Here is a 17,840-nt window from a genome sequence, read left to right on the forward strand (position 1 = left end):
CGGGCAGAAGCGGGCCGTGGTGCGATTTGGCTGTTGATTCTGGCCGGCAGGCCGTGGGAGCTGACTTGTCTGCGATGGAGCGCGCAGCGGTTCTGAAACCATTCACCTGAGGAGTGTCAGGCATACCGCATGTGCGGGTTTTGCTGCCGCTTCGCGCCAGATCGCGGGCAAGCCACGCTCCTACGCCCTCCGGGCAGAAGCGGGCCGTGGTGCGATTTGGCTGTTGATTCTGGCCGGCAGGCCGTGGGAGCTGACTTGTCTGCGATGGAGCGCGCAGCGGTTCTGAAACCATTCACCTGAGGAGTGTCAGACATACCGCATGTGCGGGTTTTGCTGCCGCTTCGCGCCAGATCGCGGGCAAGCGACGCTCCTACTCGTGTGAACCATCGATACAGCAGGCGCTTCAATCCTTGAACGGCAACGGCGCCTGGGTGGCGATGAAGCCCTGGTCGCGCATGGCCTGCCAGAAACCGTCCGGCACCGAGGCGTTGAGGGCCTGAACGTCTTCGATGATGCGCGAAGGGCGACTGGCGCCCGGAATCACCGCCGCCACCAGCGGGTTGGCCAGGGCGAATTGCAACGCTGCGGACTTGATGTCGACCTGATACTGACGGGCGATTTCCTGGATGTGCGCCACCTTGTCGAGCATCGCCTGAGACGCTTCCTGGTATTCGAAGTGCTTGCCGCCTACCAGCACGCCCGAGCTGTAAGGACCGCCGACGACGAACTCGGCGTTGGCCTCTTTGGCCTTGGCGAACAGCCGCTGCAGGGGTTGTTCGTGGTCGAGGAGGGCGTAGCGACCCGCCAGCAGAAAACCGTCCGGCTGGGCTTCAGTCAGGTCCAGGGTCAGTTCACAGGGCTCGACCCGATTGACGCCCAGGCCCCAGGCCTTGATCACGCCTTGTTCCTTGAGACTGGCGAGGGTACGGAAAGCGCCCTTGCGCGCGATGTTGAAATGCTCGATCCACTCGTCACCGTGGGCATCCTGGGCCACGTCGTGGACGAAGACGATGTCCAGACGGTCGGTGCCCAGGCGCTGGAGGCTGCTTTCAATGGAACGCATCGTCGCGTCGGCCGAGTAATCGGTGTCGATCTTGTTGCTCCGGCCATGGCTGAACGGGCCACTGCGAGGCTCACTGCTCAGTTCATCAGAGATCAGCCGTCCGACCTTGGTGCTCAAGGTGTATTCGTCGCGCTTGTGCTGTGCCAGCGCCGTGCCCAGCCGTTGCTCGGACAACCCGGCGCCGTAGATCGGTGCCGTATCGAAATAGCGGATGCCCTGATCCCACGCCGCCTGGACGGTGGCCTGGGCTTCCTCTTCGCTGATCTCGCGGAACATATTGCCCAGCGGCGCCGCGCCGAAGCCAAGCTGGCCGATGATTTTGTCTTTCAGACTCATGGGACTTTTCCTGTAGAAAGGGGACGAAACGTAAGGCAAAGCGTGTGCAAGTGATCACGGTACGCCTGAGGAGTTCGATAGGGTCGGCATTTGGCTACACTGCTCTGGTCGAACACATCGAAGACCCCATCCAGGCAAACGGCTGCAGGAAGGAGGCACCAGATGGCTGAACACATCATTCATTTCCACTGCCAGATCGATCAGGCCACCAGTGAACATTTCCGCAACCGTTGCCTGGACGCCGTGGCCCAGGGGGCGACGTCCCTGCTGCTGAACCTTTCTACCTCTGGCGGCAGCACCAACTTCGGCTTCACGGTGTACACCTTTCTCAAATCCCTGACCCTGCCGATTCGCGCGGTCAATGCGGGCAATATCGAATCCATGGGCATCGTCATGTACCTGGCCGCCCAGGAGCGCATTGCGACGCCCCATTCCCGGTTCCTGATTCACCCGATGAATTGGTACTTCAACCAGAGTTCGGTGGATCACTCCCGGCTGCGGGAATACTTGAGCAGCCTGGACAACGACTTGCAGCGCTATGTCAGTATCTTTCGCAAGGAAACCCAGGGGGCAGAACAAATGCTGGATATCGCCAAGTGCCTGTCGGCGGAAGAAAGAGTGATTCCAGCGCAGGATTCGATTGCGTGCGGCATTGCCCACAGCGTGTCGCAAGTTGTCTTTCCGGAAGAGGCCATACACTGGACGGTCAATGGCGGATGAGTAAGATCCAACCGAAACCTGATATTTGAACGAGGAGAGTTACCATGCCTGCTGCACAGCATTCCAAAGATGAAAAAGAACAGGAGGAAGAACCGTTTGATATAGACCCCGGCAATGAAGATCCGGGTTCACAACTGGATCGGGATGCCACCGTGCCCCTGCTCGATCCCGAGGCGCTGCCCAAACCGTGAACACGCCCCTCAAATAGCTGAACGAGGGCAGGGGCCCTCGTTCGCTTCACTCATGGATCAAGGTTTGCGGGTACCGCCGCCACCTGTTGAGGATGACGAGGATCCGCCTTTCTTGCCGGCTTCCGACGCTTTCTGCTTGTCGTTGGCGAAGTTTCCGCCGCCTGAACCCTGTCCGCCTTGTCCGCTTTGCCCGCCTTTTTTGCCGGCTTCTGACGCTTTATCGCGGTCATTGGCGAAATTGCCTGGGTTCGAATTTCCGGTGTTAGCCATGATTACGTACCTCTTGTTATTGATAGAGCGAGATATCGCTCGCACAAGATGTGATTCAAGTTTCGGCGCCGGGTTTAATTATTTATTCGGCTCTCGGACGAGCGGAGCGTTTGAATATGAAAGTGGCAGTTTCATGACCGTTCATCTGTGTCCGGAAATGTGGTTGGAACGCTTTACCGCGTAAACGGAACTGATAAGACGGATGGCCAAGTTACATCACTTGGGCCATCCTCTTGAATACGTACATATACGAGGCGCCAAATAATGATAACGAGTCTTCACTCCCGTAAAACCACCTTACTCCTGGCGTCTGCTGTCGGCCTGGCCGTGATGCTGACCGGTTGCGCCAGAGACCCCGAGAAGAAGTCGCTGTCGGAACTGGCCGTCAGCGGGACTAAGAGCATGGTCCGCACCGATGCCGACATGCAGACCGTGCTGAACACATTCACCCGCCTGGACGGCAAGGCCGTCGAGAAAATCACGCCGGCCGAAGCGCGCCTGCAGCCCACCATCGCCGACGCGGTGAAAGGCGTGCTCGCCGACGAAAAGCGTGACAGCAGCCCGACCGCCCTGGTGCCGGGCGTGACGTCCCGTGAAACCACCGTGCCCGGTGCCGCAGGCAACATGCCGGCGACCGTGTACACGCCGGCCGGCAGCGGCCCTTTCCCGGTGGTGCTGTATTTCCATGGCGGTGGCTGGGTGTTTGCTGACCGCAAGGTCTACGACGGCGGTGCCCGTGGCCTGGCCAAGCAGGCCAACGCGGTGGTGGTCTCGGTGGATTACCGACTGGCGCCGGAGCATAAATTCCCCGCCGCCCACGATGACGCGCTGGCGGCCTACCGTTGGCTGGCCAACAATACCAAGTCGGTCAACGGCGATCCGAAGCGTCTGGCGCTGGCCGGTGAGAGCGCTGGCGGCAACCTGGCCGTTGCCACGGCCATTGCCGCGCATAAAGCCGGTCTGACCCAACCTAAACACGTGCTGGCGGTATACCCGGTGGCGCAGTCAGACACCACCACCGAGTCGTACACCAAGTACGCCGACGCGGTGCCGCTCAATCGCCCGATGATGTTGTGGTTCATCAGCCACGTCACCAACAGCCCGGCAGATGCGAAAGATCCACGCATCGACCTGGTGCATGCCGACCTGAAAGGCTTGCCCCCTGTAACGGTGATCAATGCCGAGATCGACCCGCTGCGTGACGACGGCGCTCAGCTGGAAACGGCGTTGCGTGCGGCGGGTGTCAGCGTAGAGCGTCAGCTGTACACCGGCGTGACCCATGAGTTCTTCGGCACTGCCGCCGTGGTTGCCAAGGCGCAGCAGGCGCAGGAGTACGCAGGTACTCGCCTGAAGGCTGATCTGTCGAAGTAACCGGAAGTTGTTGCCCCTTCGCCCACCCGCGCTGATGCCCGGGTGGGCGTTTTCGTTTTGGCTCGCGCTTGCCGCTGATGTGGTCTAGCGTTGCTCCACCAGATTCAGAAAGCGCCGCGTGCGGTCGTTGTCCGGGTTGACCAGGATGTGCTCCGGCGTGCCGTCGGCGACGATTCGCCCGGCTTCCATGAACAGCACCCGGTCGGCAATGTCCTGGGCGAACTTCATCTCATGGGTCACCAGCAGCATGGTCATGTGTTGCGCATGGGCGATGGAGCGAATTACCGCCAGCACTTCGCCCACCAGTTCCGGGTCCAGGGCCGAGGTCACTTCATCGAACAGCATCACTTGCGGGCGCATGGCCAGGGCCCGGGCGATGGCGACCCGCTGCTGTTGCCCGCCGGAGAGCTGGCCGGGGTAGGCGTCGGCCTTGTGGCTCAGGCCCACCAGCTTCAGGTATTCCTCGGCCCGTGCCAGGGCTTCTTCGCGGTTGAGCTTGAGCACGCGCAAGGGCGCTTCGGTGATGTTTTCCAGCACGGTCAGGTGCGGGAACAGATTGAACTGCTGAAACACCATCCCCACCCGATGCACCACCGGCGCCTTCTTCGCGCCAGGCCAGTGCCAGCCTGAGGCTTTGTCCGGCACTGGCGCGCCGGCCACTTCAATGCTGCCGCTCTGGTAGGTTTCCAGGCCTTTGATCAAACGCAGGACCGTGGATTTGCCCGAGCCGCTGGGGCCGATCAAGGCGACTTTCTGACCCTGTGGAATGCTCAGGTCCAAGTGGTCAATGACCCGGTTGCTGCCGAAGTTTTTCACCACTTGCTTGAGGATGATCTGCGGCGGTGCGAGGGCCGAGGTGTGTGCGAGATCAGACATTACTGCGCCTTTCAAAATATTTGAACAACAAGGAAGTGGGCACGCTGATCGCCAGGAACATCAACGCCATGACCGTGTACGGCTCGTTATAGCGATAGGTCATGCCGGCGATCTGTTTGGCGGCCTGAAACAGTTCGGGGATGGTGATCACGGCCAGCAGCGGCGTTTCCTTGAACATGCCGATCAGGTAATTGCCGAGGATCGGCAGCATCGGTTTCAACGCTTGCGGCAGCACGATCCGGCGCCACGTGGTCGCGGTGTCGAAATCCAGCGCCCGGGCCGCTTCCCACTGACCGGCCGGTATGCCTTCGATGGCGCCGCGATAGGCTTCGGCGATGTAGGCGCCGTAATACAGCCCCAGGCCAATCACGCCAGTGGTAATTGCCGGCAGGGTGATGCCGGCCAGCGGGAAGGCGAAGAACAGCACGTACAGCTGGACCATCAGCGGCGTGTGCCGGAAGAAGCTCAGGTACGCGGTGCTCGCCCGGCGAATCAGCGTGATTTTCGAGCGTTGGGCGATGGCCAGCACCAGCCCGAGCACCACCGCCAGCACGAAGCCCAGCACCACCACTTGCAGCGTGACCAGCAGGCCCTGGAACAAGTCCGGAATGATCGACCAGGCGAACGCGTAATCGAAATTCATGACGTGCTCCCCTGACGCCACGCCGTCACGCGGCGTTCGTAGCGCTTGACCAGCCAGCTCAACGGCCAGGCCATGACGAAATAGCACACCAGCACGATGCTCCAGATCAGGGTTTGCTGGCCGAGGGTGGTAATCAGTTGCCCGCCGGAAAACGTCAGGTCGCTCAGCGTGATCAGCGACACCAGCGACGTGGTCTTCAGCAGCTCGACCAGTTGGTTGCCCATGGGCGGCAGCATGAAGGGCAGGGCTTGGGGCAGGATGATCCGGCGAAATGCCGTGATCGAATCGAAATCCAGCGCCCGCAGCGCATCCCGCTGGCCGCGGCTGACGTTGGCCAGGGCCGAGCGGACGATTTCCGAGCCGTAGGCCGAGAATGTCAGGCCCAGGCCGAGGATGCCGGTGGTCATGGGTGACAGGCTGATGCTGAACAGCGGCAGGATGAAGAACAGGTAGAACAGCAGCACCAGGGCCGAGATGCCGCGCAGGATTTCAACGTAGACTGTCGCGATCCAGCGCAGCGCCCGCCAGGGCGAGAGGCGCATCAGGGCGATGACGAAGGACATCACCACCACCACGATTTGCGCAAAAAAGGTGATTTGCAGTGTCACCAGCGCGCCATTGGCCAACTGACGCGCAATGAAGGCTGCCGTTTCCACGGCATGGGGATTGAAAAGCATGGCCGTACTCGTAGGGGGTGGGGCCTGTGGTTCAGGTGTTCAAACGTGCGCGTCGTCAGTCCATGACGTCGCGCGCACGCCTGGTTTCAGTGGTTGCGGCTCAGCGGTTGCAGCGTTGCTCGGCGGTCACGTCGGCAGGCGGCAGCTCGTTTTCGGTGTAGCCGTATTTCTGCAGGATCTTCAACAGCTCGCCGGAGGCGCGGAGTTTGGCCAGTTGTTCGTTGAAGGCCTGGGTGAAGGCCGGGTCGTTTTTCGGCAGGCCATAGGCGTGGTAATTCCAGGTCGGCTTGCCGTCGGCGTCCGGGATCTGCTCGAACGGCAGGGCACGTTCGATGGCCGGGCTGTTGGTTTTCTTGACCAGGCTGATGATCTCCGCGTCCGGGAAGTACACCACGTCCACGCGATCGGCCTGCAGGGCGGCCAGGGCTTCGGTGTCCTTGTCGAACAGCACCACGTTGGCGGTGGTGATGCCGGCGTCCTTGGCTTCCTGCACCTGGTTGCTGCCGGGCTGAGTCGCCAGGCGCGCCTTGCCGCTCTTGGCCACGTCCTTGAGGCTGTGAAGGTTCAGCGGGTTACCGGCCTTGACGATGAACGCGCCGCCGGAGCGGGTCACCGGGTTGGAGTAACCGATGACTTTGCAGCGCGCCGGGTTGATGAACAGCCCGGCGCCGATCAGATCGAAGCGGCCGGCTGCCAGCCCTGGCACCAGTGAGCCGAAGTCAGTGATCGGCAGTTCGACCTTGCTGATCCCCAGGTTGCCGAGAATCGCCTGCAGGATCTCGAAGTTGGCGCCGACCGTTTTGCCGTCGGTGCCGATGTAGGCATAGGGCTGTTCGTTGGCGATACCCGCGGTCAGGCCTTGGCTGCGGCCTTTTTCCAGGAGGCCCGCCGTGGCGGAAAAGCTGAACAGCGCGTTCAACAGCACGGCGGATCCGAGTGCAACAGACAGCGACAACGGTTTAAAACCTTTCATTGGGCATGCTCGAGAGTAGGAAAAACTGGGCCGCGCGCAACGGGCGTGTGGCGTGCGGCCAACGAATTTACGGCTTCCAGATATCGACGTCCCTGGCGTCAACGGCCTTGGGCAACAAGCCGGCGGCAAGGAACGCATCAGCGATTTTCTGTTGTTCACCCAACTTGTCAGCGCTCACGGCTTGCACCCGATAGGTGCGATGGGCGTTGGCTGCCTCGACAGTGGCCATGTCCAGATTGCCCCACAGCGGGCCCAGCACTTTAGCGGCGTCAGCGGGATGGCCCTTTATCCAGGTCCCGGCCGTTTGCAACTGGGCGAAGACCCGCTTGAGCACCTCCGGGTGGGCCTTGGCGTACGCGGTGCGGGTCAGGTAATAGCGTTTGTAACTTGCAAGGCCTGTGCCGTCCGCCAGGGTGCGGGTGGGCAGTTGCCGCTGCACGCTGGTGAGGAAGGGTTCCCAGGTGACCCAGGCGTCGACCTTGTTGTTCTCGAACGCGGCACGACCGTCGGCCGGCGACAGGTAGGCGGGCTGAATGTCGGAAAACGCCAGCCCGGCCTTGTTCAGCGCGGCGATCAGCAGGTAGTGGGTGCCGGCGGCCTTGGTCACGGCGACTTTCTTGCCCTTCAGGTCCGACAGCTGCTGGATTGTCGAATCCTTGGCCACGACGATGGCCTGGGCGGTGGGCGAGGCGGTCTCTTCGGCGAAGTAGGTCAGTTTGGCGTTGGCGGCCTGGGCAAAGATCGGCACCGTGTCTGCCACGTCGGCGCTGATGTCGACGTTGCCGATGTTCAACGCTTCCAGCAACGGCAGGCCGCTGGGGAACTCATGCCAGGACACATCGATGCCGTCTTCGCCCAGGGCTTTTTCCAGGGTGCCTTGGGTTTTGAGCAGCGTGATCAGGGTCGATGATTTTTGATACCCGATGCGCACGGTTTCACGGGCCTGGGCGGGGAGCACGGTGGCGCAGGCCAGGGCAGCGATCATGCCGGTGAGCAAGGGGCGACGGAGCAGCGGTCGGGCGTTGCGAAATGAGAAGGGCATGGCAGGCTCATGATCGGGTCAGGGTGGCGGGTGCCAGGTCACGATCATAAGGTTCTAAAAAATATTATTTAAATACCTTATGGTTATTAGCTTATGCGCGCGTTGTGACGGCGTTATCGTCTGCAATGACCCCGACGCCGTGAACCGTTTGGCCGACCGGCATAAACAATCTGAATTTGCGCGGCCGCCGGGACTCGTAGTTGTACTGCGCTTGATTGTCGGTTATCGAGCTTACCCCTGACGAGTAGCCCCCCATGACATCAATCGCCGCTGACTCCATCGTTCAGAGCGACAAAATCATTCTGGTTGTCGACGACGAGCAGATCATCCGCGAGCTGCTGTGCGAAGTCCTGGAGCTGGAAGGGTTCGTCACCCAGGGAGAGGAAAACGCAGACCTCGCCCTGGAATTCCTCAAGCACCATTCGGGCGGCGTCGGCCTGCTGCTGACCGACATCAACATGCCCGGCAGCATCAACGGCGCCGTGCTGGCCAACCTGTCCGGCGAGTCCTGGCCGGCCATCCCGGTGATCGTCATGTCCGGCCTGGAATCCCCCAAAAGCAGCGGCGTGCAGAACGACGTCCTGTTCCTGCGCAAACCCTTCACCATCGGCCAAGTGCTCGACGGCATCCGCACGGCGTTTCATTCGGCGCATTAAGGACGGCGGTTATCTTATTGCGGCTGGTCTGACAGACCGCTTCGCAGCCTTCGGCGGCTCGGCAGCTCCTACACATTCTGGCGTTCGCCGGCGCTTCATCGCCGAATGCAAAATCCCTGTGGGAGGGAGCTTGCTCGCGATTCACTGCTGCTCATGGATCCCACGCTCTGCGTGGTAACCCGATGCGGACGCTCTGGGTCCCGGCGACGCGGAGCGTTGATCACGGCGTACCCACGCGGTAAGTGGCTGCAATCAGGGTATTCGGCTGATGCACCCATGTGTTCGCGAACAAGCGTGCTCCTGCCTCTATCGGTATGTGGCTGGTCAGGTGGTGGTTGAACGAATCGCCTCAAACGCCTGGATGCTTTGCGCCACGGCCGCACTGACGGTCTCCTTGTCTTTCCACAAGGAGTCGGGCACCGATTCGGAGAATATCTCCAGCACGTAATCCCCGGTGTAGCCCGTATCCACGATGCTTTGCAGCAGGCGCTTCAGGGGAATGTCGCCGTCGCCCAGCACGCGGCGGTCGTGCAGGGAGCGGGGTCGGCTCCAGTCGGCCAGTTGCACAATGAACAGCCGTGTGCAGGCTGCGATGGCAGCAGGCAATCCGGGGTCCTGCCAGCTGTTGTAGAGGTCCAGGCACAGGCCGAACGCCGCCCGGTCCACTGCATCGGCCATTTCCTGGGCCTGACTGAACGCAAACAGAATCGAATTACTGTTCATCAGCGACGGGCCGAGGGCTTCCAGGGCGATGCGCATGCCGTGCTGGCTGGCGTGGTCCGCCAGGGTCCGGTAGTGCTCGACGCAGCCGGTCCACACCCGCGCTTCATTGCCGTCGGTGTCGGCGCCGGTGTTGGTCACCAAAGGCAGGCCCGGCCAGAAGGGGCTGAACCGCTCCACCGACGCGATCAGGTCCGCCAGTCGGGCTTCAGGCGCTTGAGGATCAGGCGCTGAGGCCGACGGGAAGATGGTCAGCGTGCGCGGTTGAATGGAGGTGACGCGCACGCCGCTGTCCTTGATCAGGGCAAGCTGGTCATGCGCCTTGATCGGGTCGCAAGACAGCTTCTTCTCGGCGATCTCCAGCGCACACCCCAGGCGTTGGCACAGGGCGAGGTCGTCTTCCAGGGAAAGGGGGGAGGTGGTGATTTGACTGATGGCGAGTGGTTGCATGGAAAACCTCGTTTCTCGTCGGTGTACGGGGCGCTTTGCCCTGTGATCGGTCCCACGCCCTGCGCGGGAACGATCGGGCTCAAACGTTACAGTTCTTTCTTCATGTGCTTTTCGATTTCTTCCAGCGACTTGCCTTTGGTTTCCGGCAGGCAGAAGCAGACGAACAGCAGCGAGCCGACGTTGATCACGGCGAAGACGAAGAAGGTGGTGTTACCCAACGCTTGCAGCGCCACCGGAAAGGTGAACGCCACGGTCGCGTTGAACAGCCACTGCGCCGACACCGCCGTACCGGTCAGCAAGCCGCGGACCTGCATCGGGAACAGTTCGGACATCAGCAGCCAGTACACCGGCGAGATGCACATCTGCATGAACAGCAGGAACATCAGGATGCAGCCCAGCGCCGCGTAGCTCTGAAGCAGGTTCTGCGGCATGAACTCCAGCACGCAGCCCAGTGCCACTTGCGCCGCGACCACGGCCATCAGGCCGGTCATCAGCAAATGGCGGCGACCGTAACGGCCGATGGCCCAGATGCCCAGCAGGGTGGCGATCACCGAGACGATGCCGTTGCCGATGGTGGCCGTCAGCGCGGCATTGGTGCCCATGCCGGTGGTCTTGAGGATGATCGGGGTGTAATACATGAATGCATTGACCCCGGTGAACTGCGCGGTGAAGCCCAGGCCGATGCCGATCAACAGCAATTTCAGGATCCAGCCCTGGCGCAGCAGCTCTTTGACGGCCGGACGCTTGCGGGTCTTTTTGTCCTGCTCTTTCATCTCCTCGATTTCGCGCTGTGCGTCAGCCTTGGTGTCACGCAGTTGTTCGAGCACTTCTTCGGCTTCGTCGAAGCGGCCCTTGGACGCCAGCCAGCGCGGCGACGCCGGTACGAAGAACGTCCCGATCAGCAGCAAGATACCCGGGACCATGGCGAAGGCCAGCATGTAGCGCCAGATCCCAGGGAAATGCAGCAAGGCGGCCATCAAGGCGCTGAGCACGTAAGCGAGCAACTGGCCGCTGACGATCATCAGTTCGTTGCGGCTGACCAACCGTGCCCGGCGCGATGGGCCGGCGATTTCAGCGATGAACACCGGCACCGTGGCCGAACCGCCGCCCACCGCCAGACCCAGCACAAAGCGCGCGGCGATCATGAACGGGATATCGGGCGCAGTGGCGGTGCCCAATGCGCCGATGATAAACACCAGCGACAGCAGGCGCAGGGTCAGGCGTCGACCGAAGCGGTCGGACAGGTAACCGCTGGCCAGCGATCCAACGGCCGCGCCGATGATCAACGAGGCCGTGACCATGCCTTCGCTGAACGCGTTCAGCCCCAGGCCGCCCTGATCCAGCGGCAGCGTCATGAAGGGCAGGGCACCGGCGATGATGCCGGTGTCGTAACCGAACGCCAGCGCGCCCATGGTCGCGACCAGCACAGAGATGAATACCAGGCGTCCCGCTGAGGAACGCTTGACACCCTGACGAGCCGGATCGGCCGAGGTTGTACTTGAAGACATGGAATGCAAAATCCTGAGGTGATCGGGGGTCATTGATAGACAGGAAGAAAGCGGCGGTGCCCGCAATGACCGGTGTACAGGTGCGCGACAGACGCGCGAAACCAGCACGGAGCCATTACGTCAACGCGACACTTAGGGCGACGTTGGGACGGTGAGTTCCGTACCCACGACACAAATTGATATAGATGACTGGATGACGAGGGGAAAACCGTGGGTTAAGGCGCGGGAACGCCTCGGGGGATGTCTTCGGTGATAGCGCCGCGAGCGAGCAGCCTTCGGTCAATCGTTCGCGGCACGCCGGGTGCTTAGTTGCCGTCGGCGACCTTGCGCTCGATTTCGGCGGTTTTTTGCTTGAGGGTTTCGGCGTCCTGCTCTTTGGCGCGGGTGGAAGTCGGGGTGAGGACTTCGTCGACGCTGCGGGTGTCTTCGTCGGTGTCCTCGACATCGCGTTCGACGACATCCACAGGTTTGCCCGACGTGTCGGTGGTCAGGCCTGCCGCAGCAGCCTCCAGGTCGGGGCGCAGATTACGATCGTTGGTACTCATGGGCTTATCCTCGGGTGGTGTAGGGTTTTGATGTCGGCGCTGCAGCCAAGTTCGAAGAAAAACCGCCGGCCCGCCGACAAGCGCTGAATGACGGCGTGCGCTGTGCTAAGTTTTGCCCCCTTGACTGCCGCTTCCTACCCTTCGGGACCCGCAATGACCGCCTCCAGTCGTTCTCACCGTCACGTTATCGGCATGTGGTTGATGGCCGGCGTGGCCCTGGTGTTTGCCAGCCATGACGCCATTTCCAAAACGCTCATCCTGACCCTGCCGGTGGTGTTCGTCGCCTGGGTGCGCTACCTGGTTCATACCCTGCTGGTGACTGGCGTGATTCTGCGCAGCCGACAGAAAAATGTCTTTCACACCCGACGACCCTGGCTGCACCTGTTGCGGGCGGTCTGCCTGCTGGGGGACAGCCTGACCTTCCTGTTCGGGCTGACCCATGTGTCGCTGGCCGAATCCACGGCGCTGGTGTTTCTGGCGCCGGCCTTCGTGACGCTGTTGTCACCGCTGCTGTTCGGCATCAAGGCCGACCGCCTGCAGTGGTTGTCCGTGGGGCTGGGGTTTGTCGGCGTGCTGGTGATCATCAACCCGGCCAGCGATTCGTTCTCCCTGTGGATGCTGTTCCCCCTGGCCTGCGCCTTCTTCTTTGCCCTGTACCAACTGTTGACGCAACTGGCGGGGGAGTCTGACAGCCCTTCGGTCTGCAGTTTCTACGTGGGGGTGTTCTGCACCGCCATCCTCAGCGTCGTCGTGCCGTTCTACTGGGCCGAGCCGAACCAGACGCAGTGGTTAATGCTGCTGGTACTGGGCGGCCTGGGATTGTCCGCGCATTTTCTGCTGGCCAAGTCCTACGTCTACGCCTCGTCCACGGTGTTGGCGCCGCTGGGGTATCTGCAGATCGTGTTCGCCACGGCCTACGGCGTGCTGCTGTTTGACAGCTACCCGGTGGTGTCTTCGGTGTTCGGGATGGTGCTGATCTTTTTCAGTGGCCTGCTGGTGTACGGCAAGCGCGGCTCCAGCGCCGTGACCGCGCCCGTCAGTGCGCACAACGCGCCACCCGGCGATCAGGGCTGAGAACGGTCGGTGCATTTCCTGATGACCGGCCAGCGATGGTGGATCCCGGCATATTCCGCAGGCGGCGCGGCGGTGACGACGTAGACACGGCGCTCGTCGCCTTCGCCAATCACCAGGCAATCCAGGGCGTAGCCGTCGTTCATGTCGAACCAGTGCGAGACACGCTCGGCGTCTTTCTCCATGTAGCGGCTGATCAGGCCCAGCGCCCGCTGCGGGTGATAGTGCGCCCAGCCGCCGCGCGCCACCGTCTCCTGTTTGGCCCACCCGCCTTGCGGGCCGTTGCCGGCCTGTTCCTTGCGCCGCCCCCATGGCACCCAACCAAGGTCGGTGCCGTCTTCGAGCATCACCGGGAAGGCGGCCTTGGGATTGGGGAAGTAGATTTTGAACGCTTCATACGCCCGGTTCTTGTCCTTCGCTTCGACGCCGCCACACATAGCAATCACCTGAACACCAAAAAAACACGCGCCACTGTGACGCGCCGATACAGGTTTAACTGTATAGATGTACAGTTGATTTGGGCAGGCGGGAAGGAAGGTCATTCATCGGACGGTGCGCAGGGGCTGGAGGACACGGGAAGGGAGGAGGGAAGCGGGGGGCGGAAAAGCCGTCAGGCCGTGAAGCCTGACGGCGCTATCCGGTGGATCAGTTGGCAGCAGTGCCGCCGTGAGCCTTGGCCAATTCTTTGGCGTGGGTCAGGTGCTCTTTGAGTTTTGGCAGGGTCGCCGTGGCGAAGGCCTTGAGGTCTGCGTCCTTGCCGTCTTTGATTTCTTCTTCGAACAGCTCGATGGTCGCTTCGTGAGCCTTGACCTGGTTGTTTGCGTACGCCTGGTCGAAGGACTTGGCGGTGCGCAACTCGAGGATCATAGACTTGGCTTTATCCAGCAGCTCAGCATCGGTGGACACTTCAAGCTTCTTGCTGTCGGCGATGGACTTGAGTTTGGTATTGGCAGCGGTGTGGTCTTTGACCATCATGTCGGCGAATTTTTTGACATCTGCCGCAGTGCCTTTCTCTTGAGCCAGTTTGCCAGCCTCGACTTCTGCAACGCCTTTTGCCGAAGCGTCTTCCACGAAGTCGTCATCCTGTGCTGCGAACGCCGCTTGGCTGCCAAGGGTGAACAACAGTGCCAGAGCTGAAGTGCGGACTAAGTTTGCCATTTTGATTGTTCCTTTATTGTCGAGGGTGGACAGTTTGCTGTCCTCGATGATGGGACTTGGGCCGTTTGAAAATGGTTCAGCGTTTTTGCATGGCCTAACTTGCGAAACCTTTTTCGGGTCTTGTTCGGGGCGCAAGCCTGCGTTTCGTCGGGTCTGTAGCGTATTTGAATGAACGCTTTTGGATGGGGTCGGGTCCAGAGATTAGCAGCGGGTGCGGATCGCCTTCCCGCCGCGTATGAACCCAACCGAGCGAACCATCGATGCGTCCGAACATGCGGCATGCGTCGTGGCCAAAAGTCTCGGGCCTATTGCTGCAACGGCTTACCCAAGGACTAAGAAAATGATTCAAGACGAACCTGTATACCGCTCTCAACCTGCCTACGACCGCGTCGAAACGTATGCGCCGCTGCTCAAGCGAATTTCCTGGAGTGCGGTGATCGCCGGCGTTGTTCTGGCGATGATCGTTTCTCTGATTTTGAGCCTGCTCGGCACAGCCATCGGTACATCGGCAATCGAACCTTTGCGAGAAGGCAACCCCGTAGAAGGCATGGGCACCAGCGCCGGCATCTGGGTCATTGTCAGCGCGGTGATCTCGCTGTTTATCGGCGGCTGGGCGGCGGGCCGACTGGCGCACCGGGAAGGCGGCCTGCATGGCTTGCTGGTCTGGGCCACGGTTTCGCTGCTGACGGTGTACCTGGTGTCGAGCGCCGTCACTGGCGTCGTGCGCGGCGGTTTGAACCTGGCGGGCAGCGGTCTTTCCGCGATTGGCAGCGGCATCGCACAAGTGGCCCCGTCGATGGGCGGCAAGATTCAGGACCAACTGAAACAGCAGGGTATCGATTTCAACCTGGATGACATTCAGGGCGAACTTGAAACGGCCATGCGTCAGACCGGCAAACCTGAACTGAACCCGGATGCGTTGAAACAGGAAGCGCAGAACGTCCAGCAGGATGCCAAGAACACGGCACAAAACAGTGCCTCGGCACCTCAACAGGCTGACAACCAGCTTGGTGGCTTGATGGACCGCATCAAGGCCAAGGGTGACAAGGCCTGGGACGCTGCCGACCGCGAGGCCATGGTCAACCTGATCAAGGCGCGCACCGGCAAGACTGACGCTGAAGCCAATCAAATGGTCGATCAGGTTCAGCAGAGCTACCGCGAGGCCTACGCCAAGTATCAGCAACTGAAGGCCGATGCCGAGCAGAAGGCCCGTGAAGCGGCCGATGTTGCCGCCAAGCGTGTGTCCCAGGCGAGCTGGATTCTGTTGATGACGCTGGTGATCTCGGGTGTGGTAGCGGCAGGCGCCGGTGTCCTGGGTCGTCGTACCCAGCCACCTGCAAAGGTTGTTTCCGGCTCCGTTTGAACAAAACGCAGCTGACAGAACGCCGCTCATTGAGCGGCGTTTTTGCGTCTGGAACCACGCATTTCTCATAAAACGAGCGCGCACTCTATCCGTATGGATATATTTAAAACGGCACTTGGCCGTTGGTCACTCGACCTCTAAGCAAGTAGAACTAACAAGTTTATACCACCCGTCGCGTCTGTTTTTATTCGTTCGAATTTTGTTCGGCTCGCATTGCTCTCATTTAACGAGCGCTGTAGCGCCACTCCCGCGGAAACTTGCAGTCAGCGATGTTAGATCGTTAGTTCGCTTTCGCCTTATAACTAGCAAAAGCCTGAATTGGGAGATACATCCATGTTTCTTCATAACAAACGACTTCAATATACCGTCCGAGTTGCCGAACCAAATCCGGGCCTCGCTAACTTGCTGCTTGAGCAGTTCGGCGGCGCACAAGGTGAGCTGGCAGCGGCCACTCGTTATTTCACCCAGGCGCTGGCTGAAGAAGACGCAGGTCGCAAAGATCTGTTGCTCGACATCGCCACCGAAGAATTGAGCCACCTGGAAATCATCGGCTCGATCATCGTGATGTTGAACAAGGGCGGCAAAGGCAAGATGGCCGAAGGAGTGCAAGCCGAAGGTGAGCTGTACCGTGAAATCAACGGCGCCGGCAACGACTCGCACATTACCAGCCTGCTTTACGGCGGCGGTGCTCCGCTGGTCAACTCCGCGGGCGTTCCGTGGACAGCGGCCTACATCGACACCATCGGCGAGCCGACGGCTGACTTCCGCTCCAACATTGCCGCTGAAGCCCGGGCGAAAATCGTCTACGAGCGCTTGATCAACGTGACCACTGACCCCGGCGTCAAAGAAGCCCTGGGCTTCCTGATGACGCGCGAGATCGCCCACCAGTTGTCCTTTGAGAAAGCGCTGCACTCGATCCAGCCCAATTTCCCGCAAGGCAAGCTGCCGGGTATGCCAGAGTTCACCCGCACCTACTTCAGCATGTCCAACGGCGAGCCGAATGTACGTGGGCCATGGAACGACGATGCAGAATTCGAATATGTCGAGAACCCGCATCCAGCCGTTGATGGTGGTGATGGCACCGCTTCTGTCGTCTTGAGCGAAGAAGATGAGGTCACCCTCACCATGATGAAAGAGCGCACCAAGTCTGACCTGACGGCAGACCCGATGACCGGTGCTGATCTGGGTTCAGGTTTGGCCCAGGGCAAAGCGGAGCTTGACCCCGCGCTGTAATGGCGGTACCACTCGGTTGCATTCCTCACGGGGTGCAACCGGTTTTTTTGCGTTATCCACGGCGTTTAATCGGCGTCTAGCATGAGGAACGACAATGGCTAATCCCACGCATGTCAGTCAGTCCGACGCTTCAACAGAGTCTGCCGAAAGCGCGTTGCGCTTCGGCGGCTTTGGTCACTGCGTCAAAAGCTTTGAAGCGCAAGCCTCTTTGCTGAGTCGCGGGTTCAAAACCGCGCTGTTTATCCAGCAGTTCAAGTCCGGACTGTTGCATGGCGATCAACGCAAAGGGCTTCGCGGCTTTCAGCGTCAGGCGTAAGCCATTCGCGACGTCGCAACTCCGTAAAAAAGCCGCTGACATCACTGTCAGCGGCTTTTTCATGGGCGCGAGTCAGCGCTTGCATTACCAGCGGCCATTGCCCCGGCCCTGGTCGTACCCGCGATCACCGTGCCAGTCCCGCCCGCGATCATAGCCGCGATCATAGTGGTTGCCGTGGACCGGCTCGAACCGGCGATAGACCACCTGCTGGCGCACCGGCACATAGGCCACCGGTTGGTACTGCGGCGCGTAGCGGGGCTGGGGCTGGTAGTTCCGGTAGCGCGGCTGCTGGTAATCGTTTCGGCCCGAGCTGCTGATCAGCGTGGCCAGGACCGCGCCCACGGCTGCGCCGGCGATGACGGGGACTATCACGTTGCGGTCATTGGCCGACGCCGTGCCTGCAACGGCCAGGGTACCGGAGAGAATGACAGCTTGGATCATCTTCGAAATCATGGGTGTCTCCTTCGGCGACAAGTGTGGGTTCGCCCTGTACGTATGAAACACCCAATCCGTGTAAAGGCAGGTCTAGGGTTGGTAAAGGTTGGGTAAAGCGCCGTTCTTCGGGAACGCTGCCAAGGGCTGGCCATATCCCTCGCTGCCGGCAAAATCTGTAGGAGCGCGCTTGCTCGCGATCGCGGTGGGTCAGTGATTGCAACAG

At 60.8% G+C, this 17,840-nt stretch carries 21 protein-coding genes; 7 read left to right on the forward strand and 14 right to left on the reverse strand.

Translation table 11 applies throughout. The features are described from left to right. Positions 1-403: 403 nt before the first annotated feature. Positions 404-1,399 carry an aldo/keto reductase gene (locus ABQX22_RS04110; protein WP_349796758.1) on the reverse strand — a complete coding sequence of 332 codons (996 nt, stop codon included), beginning with the start codon at positions 1,397-1,399 and terminating at the stop codon, positions 404-406. A gap of 162 nt (positions 1,400-1,561) precedes the next feature. On the opposite strand from ABQX22_RS04110, the gene ABQX22_RS04115 reads away from it, so the two are divergent. Together ABQX22_RS04115 and ABQX22_RS04120 are read left to right on the forward strand one after the other, a co-directional pair. Further along, positions 1,562-2,119 (forward strand): ATP-dependent Clp protease proteolytic subunit, encoded by a 558-nt coding sequence (locus tag ABQX22_RS04115; RefSeq protein ID WP_349796760.1) that lies wholly within the window; start codon positions 1,562-1,564, stop codon positions 2,117-2,119. Positions 2,120-2,163: 44 nt separating this feature from the next. Further along, positions 2,164-2,310, forward strand: coding sequence for a hypothetical protein (locus tag ABQX22_RS04120; RefSeq protein ID WP_349796762.1), 147 nt, complete (start codon positions 2,164-2,166; stop codon positions 2,308-2,310). Positions 2,311-2,367: 57 nt separating this feature from the next. On the opposite strand, the gene ABQX22_RS04125 is transcribed toward ABQX22_RS04120, so the two are convergent. Beyond that, entirely contained in the window at positions 2,368-2,580 is a 213-nt protein-coding gene (locus ABQX22_RS04125) for a KGG domain-containing protein (RefSeq protein WP_349796764.1), read from the reverse strand. A 264-nt stretch (positions 2,581-2,844) separates the two neighbouring features. Here ABQX22_RS04125 and ABQX22_RS04130 point away from each other — a divergent pair, with 264 nt between their 5' ends. Next, the gene (locus tag ABQX22_RS04130) at positions 2,845-3,951 is read left to right on the forward strand and encodes an alpha/beta hydrolase (protein ID WP_349796766.1); all 1,107 of its coding nucleotides are present in this window, start codon (positions 2,845-2,847) and stop codon (positions 3,949-3,951) included. An 84-nt stretch (positions 3,952-4,035) separates the two neighbouring features. Here ABQX22_RS04130 and ABQX22_RS04135 read toward each other — a convergent pair whose 3' ends face one another. The 5 genes from ABQX22_RS04135 to ABQX22_RS04155 all read right to left on the reverse strand — a co-directional run bounded on the left by ABQX22_RS04135 (position 4,036) and on the right by ABQX22_RS04155 (position 8,162). Continuing rightward, the gene (locus ABQX22_RS04135; RefSeq protein ID WP_349796768.1) at positions 4,036-4,827 is read right to left on the reverse strand and encodes an amino acid ABC transporter ATP-binding protein; all 792 of its coding nucleotides are present in this window, start codon (positions 4,825-4,827) and stop codon (positions 4,036-4,038) included. After that, a complete protein-coding gene (gene ehuD / locus ABQX22_RS04140) occupies positions 4,820-5,470 on the reverse strand; it encodes an ectoine/hydroxyectoine ABC transporter permease subunit EhuD (RefSeq protein ID WP_349796770.1) in 651 nt (216 codons plus the stop codon). Before ehuD ends, ABQX22_RS04135 begins: the two co-directional genes overlap by 8 nt. After that, positions 5,467-6,147, reverse strand: a complete 681-nt coding sequence (gene ehuC / locus ABQX22_RS04145; RefSeq protein WP_349796772.1) for an ectoine/hydroxyectoine ABC transporter permease subunit EhuC — start codon at positions 6,145-6,147, stop codon at positions 5,467-5,469. Before ehuC ends, ehuD begins: the two co-directional genes overlap by 4 nt. A gap of 100 nt (positions 6,148-6,247) precedes the next feature. Beyond that, positions 6,248-7,120 (reverse strand): ectoine/hydroxyectoine ABC transporter substrate-binding protein EhuB, encoded by an 873-nt coding sequence (gene ehuB / locus ABQX22_RS04150; protein ID WP_349796774.1) that lies wholly within the window; start codon positions 7,118-7,120, stop codon positions 6,248-6,250. Positions 7,121-7,187: 67 nt separating this feature from the next. Beyond that, positions 7,188-8,162, reverse strand: coding sequence for an aliphatic sulfonate ABC transporter substrate-binding protein (locus tag ABQX22_RS04155; protein WP_349796776.1), 975 nt, complete (start codon positions 8,160-8,162; stop codon positions 7,188-7,190). A 254-nt stretch (positions 8,163-8,416) separates the two neighbouring features. On the opposite strand from ABQX22_RS04155, the gene ABQX22_RS04160 reads away from it, so the two are divergent. Further along, positions 8,417-8,818, forward strand: a complete 402-nt coding sequence (locus ABQX22_RS04160) for a response regulator (protein ID WP_349796778.1) — start codon at positions 8,417-8,419, stop codon at positions 8,816-8,818. A 324-nt stretch (positions 8,819-9,142) separates the two neighbouring features. Here ABQX22_RS04160 and ABQX22_RS04165 read toward each other — a convergent pair whose 3' ends face one another. The 3 genes from ABQX22_RS04165 to ABQX22_RS04175 all read right to left on the reverse strand — a co-directional run bounded on the left by ABQX22_RS04165 (position 9,143) and on the right by ABQX22_RS04175 (position 12,041). Then, a complete protein-coding gene (locus ABQX22_RS04165; protein WP_349796780.1) occupies positions 9,143-9,988 on the reverse strand; it encodes a sugar phosphate isomerase/epimerase family protein in 846 nt (281 codons plus the stop codon). Between the two features lie 86 nt (positions 9,989-10,074). Beyond that, entirely contained in the window at positions 10,075-11,496 is a 1,422-nt protein-coding gene (locus ABQX22_RS04170) for a sugar porter family MFS transporter (RefSeq protein ID WP_349796782.1), read from the reverse strand. 305 nt (positions 11,497-11,801) lie between these two features. Continuing rightward, on the reverse strand, positions 11,802-12,041 hold the full coding sequence (locus tag ABQX22_RS04175; protein WP_349796784.1) for a hypothetical protein: 240 nt from the start codon (positions 12,039-12,041) through the stop codon (positions 11,802-11,804). Between the two features lie 153 nt (positions 12,042-12,194). Between ABQX22_RS04175 and ABQX22_RS04180 the strand changes: the two genes are divergently transcribed. After that, on the forward strand, positions 12,195-13,115 hold the full coding sequence (locus ABQX22_RS04180) for a DMT family transporter (protein WP_349796786.1): 921 nt from the start codon (positions 12,195-12,197) through the stop codon (positions 13,113-13,115). Here the strand turns inward: ABQX22_RS04180 and ABQX22_RS04185 are convergent. After that, positions 13,106-13,549 (reverse strand): hypothetical protein, encoded by a 444-nt coding sequence (locus ABQX22_RS04185; RefSeq protein WP_349796788.1) that lies wholly within the window; start codon positions 13,547-13,549, stop codon positions 13,106-13,108. The two genes, ABQX22_RS04180 and ABQX22_RS04185, sit on opposite strands and share 10 nt — an antisense overlap. A gap of 208 nt (positions 13,550-13,757) precedes the next feature. Next, positions 13,758-14,270 carry a DUF4142 domain-containing protein gene (locus ABQX22_RS04190; protein WP_349796790.1) on the reverse strand — a complete coding sequence of 171 codons (513 nt, stop codon included), beginning with the start codon at positions 14,268-14,270 and terminating at the stop codon, positions 13,758-13,760. 340 nt (positions 14,271-14,610) lie between these two features. Between ABQX22_RS04190 and ABQX22_RS04195 the strand changes: the two genes are divergently transcribed. Together ABQX22_RS04195 and ABQX22_RS04200 are read left to right on the forward strand one after the other, a co-directional pair. After that, on the forward strand, positions 14,611-15,633 hold the full coding sequence (locus tag ABQX22_RS04195) for a hypothetical protein (protein WP_349796792.1): 1,023 nt from the start codon (positions 14,611-14,613) through the stop codon (positions 15,631-15,633). Between the two features lie 333 nt (positions 15,634-15,966). Continuing rightward, complete coding sequence (locus tag ABQX22_RS04200) at positions 15,967-16,866, forward strand: manganese catalase family protein (RefSeq protein ID WP_349796794.1); 900 nt, start codon at positions 15,967-15,969, stop codon at positions 16,864-16,866. A 130-nt stretch (positions 16,867-16,996) separates the two neighbouring features. Here the strand turns inward: ABQX22_RS04200 and ABQX22_RS04205 are convergent, their stop codons facing one another. After that, positions 16,997-17,245 (reverse strand): hypothetical protein, encoded by a 249-nt coding sequence (locus ABQX22_RS04205; RefSeq protein ID WP_349796796.1) that lies wholly within the window; start codon positions 17,243-17,245, stop codon positions 16,997-16,999. A gap of 21 nt (positions 17,246-17,266) precedes the next feature. Next, complete coding sequence (locus ABQX22_RS04210) at positions 17,267-17,635, reverse strand: hypothetical protein (RefSeq protein WP_349796798.1); 369 nt, start codon at positions 17,633-17,635, stop codon at positions 17,267-17,269. Positions 17,636-17,840: the final 205 nt, after the last annotated feature.

Source organism: Xanthomonas sp. WHRI 1810A (assembly GCF_040202885.1).
GTDB lineage: Bacteria > Pseudomonadota > Gammaproteobacteria > Pseudomonadales > Pseudomonadaceae > Aquipseudomonas.

What these genes read in the sequence shown, in the direction of transcription:
- ehuC (WP_349796772.1), bottom strand. Translation starts at nt 6,147, where the DNA reads ATGCTTTTCAATCCCCATGCCGTGGAAACGGCAGCCTTCATTGCGCGT.
- ehuD (WP_349796770.1), bottom strand. Translation starts at nt 5,470, where the DNA reads ATGAATTTCGATTACGCGTTCGCCTGGTCGATCATTCCGGACTTGTTC.
- ABQX22_RS04190 (WP_349796790.1), bottom strand. Translation starts at nt 14,270, where the DNA reads ATGGCAAACTTAGTCCGCACTTCAGCTCTGGCACTGTTGTTCACCCTT.
- ABQX22_RS04160 (WP_349796778.1), top strand. Translation starts at nt 8,417, where the DNA reads ATGACATCAATCGCCGCTGACTCCATCGTTCAGAGCGACAAAATCATT.
- ABQX22_RS04185 (WP_349796788.1), bottom strand. Translation starts at nt 13,549, where the DNA reads ATGTGTGGCGGCGTCGAAGCGAAGGACAAGAACCGGGCGTATGAAGCG.
- ABQX22_RS04195 (WP_349796792.1), top strand. Translation starts at nt 14,611, where the DNA reads ATGATTCAAGACGAACCTGTATACCGCTCTCAACCTGCCTACGACCGC.
- ABQX22_RS04205 (WP_349796796.1), bottom strand. Translation starts at nt 17,245, where the DNA reads ATGAAAAAGCCGCTGACAGTGATGTCAGCGGCTTTTTTACGGAGTTGC.
- ABQX22_RS04170 (WP_349796782.1), bottom strand. Translation starts at nt 11,496, where the DNA reads ATGTCTTCAAGTACAACCTCGGCCGATCCGGCTCGTCAGGGTGTCAAG.
- ABQX22_RS04165 (WP_349796780.1), bottom strand. Translation starts at nt 9,988, where the DNA reads ATGCAACCACTCGCCATCAGTCAAATCACCACCTCCCCCCTTTCCCTG.
- ABQX22_RS04180 (WP_349796786.1), top strand. Translation starts at nt 12,195, where the DNA reads ATGACCGCCTCCAGTCGTTCTCACCGTCACGTTATCGGCATGTGGTTG.
- ABQX22_RS04130 (WP_349796766.1), top strand. Translation starts at nt 2,845, where the DNA reads ATGATAACGAGTCTTCACTCCCGTAAAACCACCTTACTCCTGGCGTCT.
- ABQX22_RS04155 (WP_349796776.1), bottom strand. Translation starts at nt 8,162, where the DNA reads ATGCCCTTCTCATTTCGCAACGCCCGACCGCTGCTCCGTCGCCCCTTG.
- ABQX22_RS04135 (WP_349796768.1), bottom strand. Translation starts at nt 4,827, where the DNA reads ATGTCTGATCTCGCACACACCTCGGCCCTCGCACCGCCGCAGATCATC.
- ABQX22_RS04210 (WP_349796798.1), bottom strand. Translation starts at nt 17,635, where the DNA reads ATGATTTCGAAGATGATCCAAGCTGTCATTCTCTCCGGTACCCTGGCC.
- ABQX22_RS04110 (WP_349796758.1), bottom strand. Translation starts at nt 1,399, where the DNA reads ATGAGTCTGAAAGACAAAATCATCGGCCAGCTTGGCTTCGGCGCGGCG.
- ABQX22_RS04200 (WP_349796794.1), top strand. Translation starts at nt 15,967, where the DNA reads ATGTTTCTTCATAACAAACGACTTCAATATACCGTCCGAGTTGCCGAA.
- ABQX22_RS04175 (WP_349796784.1), bottom strand. Translation starts at nt 12,041, where the DNA reads ATGAGTACCAACGATCGTAATCTGCGCCCCGACCTGGAGGCTGCTGCG.
- ABQX22_RS04125 (WP_349796764.1), bottom strand. Translation starts at nt 2,580, where the DNA reads ATGGCTAACACCGGAAATTCGAACCCAGGCAATTTCGCCAATGACCGC.
- ABQX22_RS04120 (WP_349796762.1), top strand. Translation starts at nt 2,164, where the DNA reads ATGCCTGCTGCACAGCATTCCAAAGATGAAAAAGAACAGGAGGAAGAA.
- ehuB (WP_349796774.1), bottom strand. Translation starts at nt 7,120, where the DNA reads ATGAAAGGTTTTAAACCGTTGTCGCTGTCTGTTGCACTCGGATCCGCC.
- ABQX22_RS04115 (WP_349796760.1), top strand. Translation starts at nt 1,562, where the DNA reads ATGGCTGAACACATCATTCATTTCCACTGCCAGATCGATCAGGCCACC.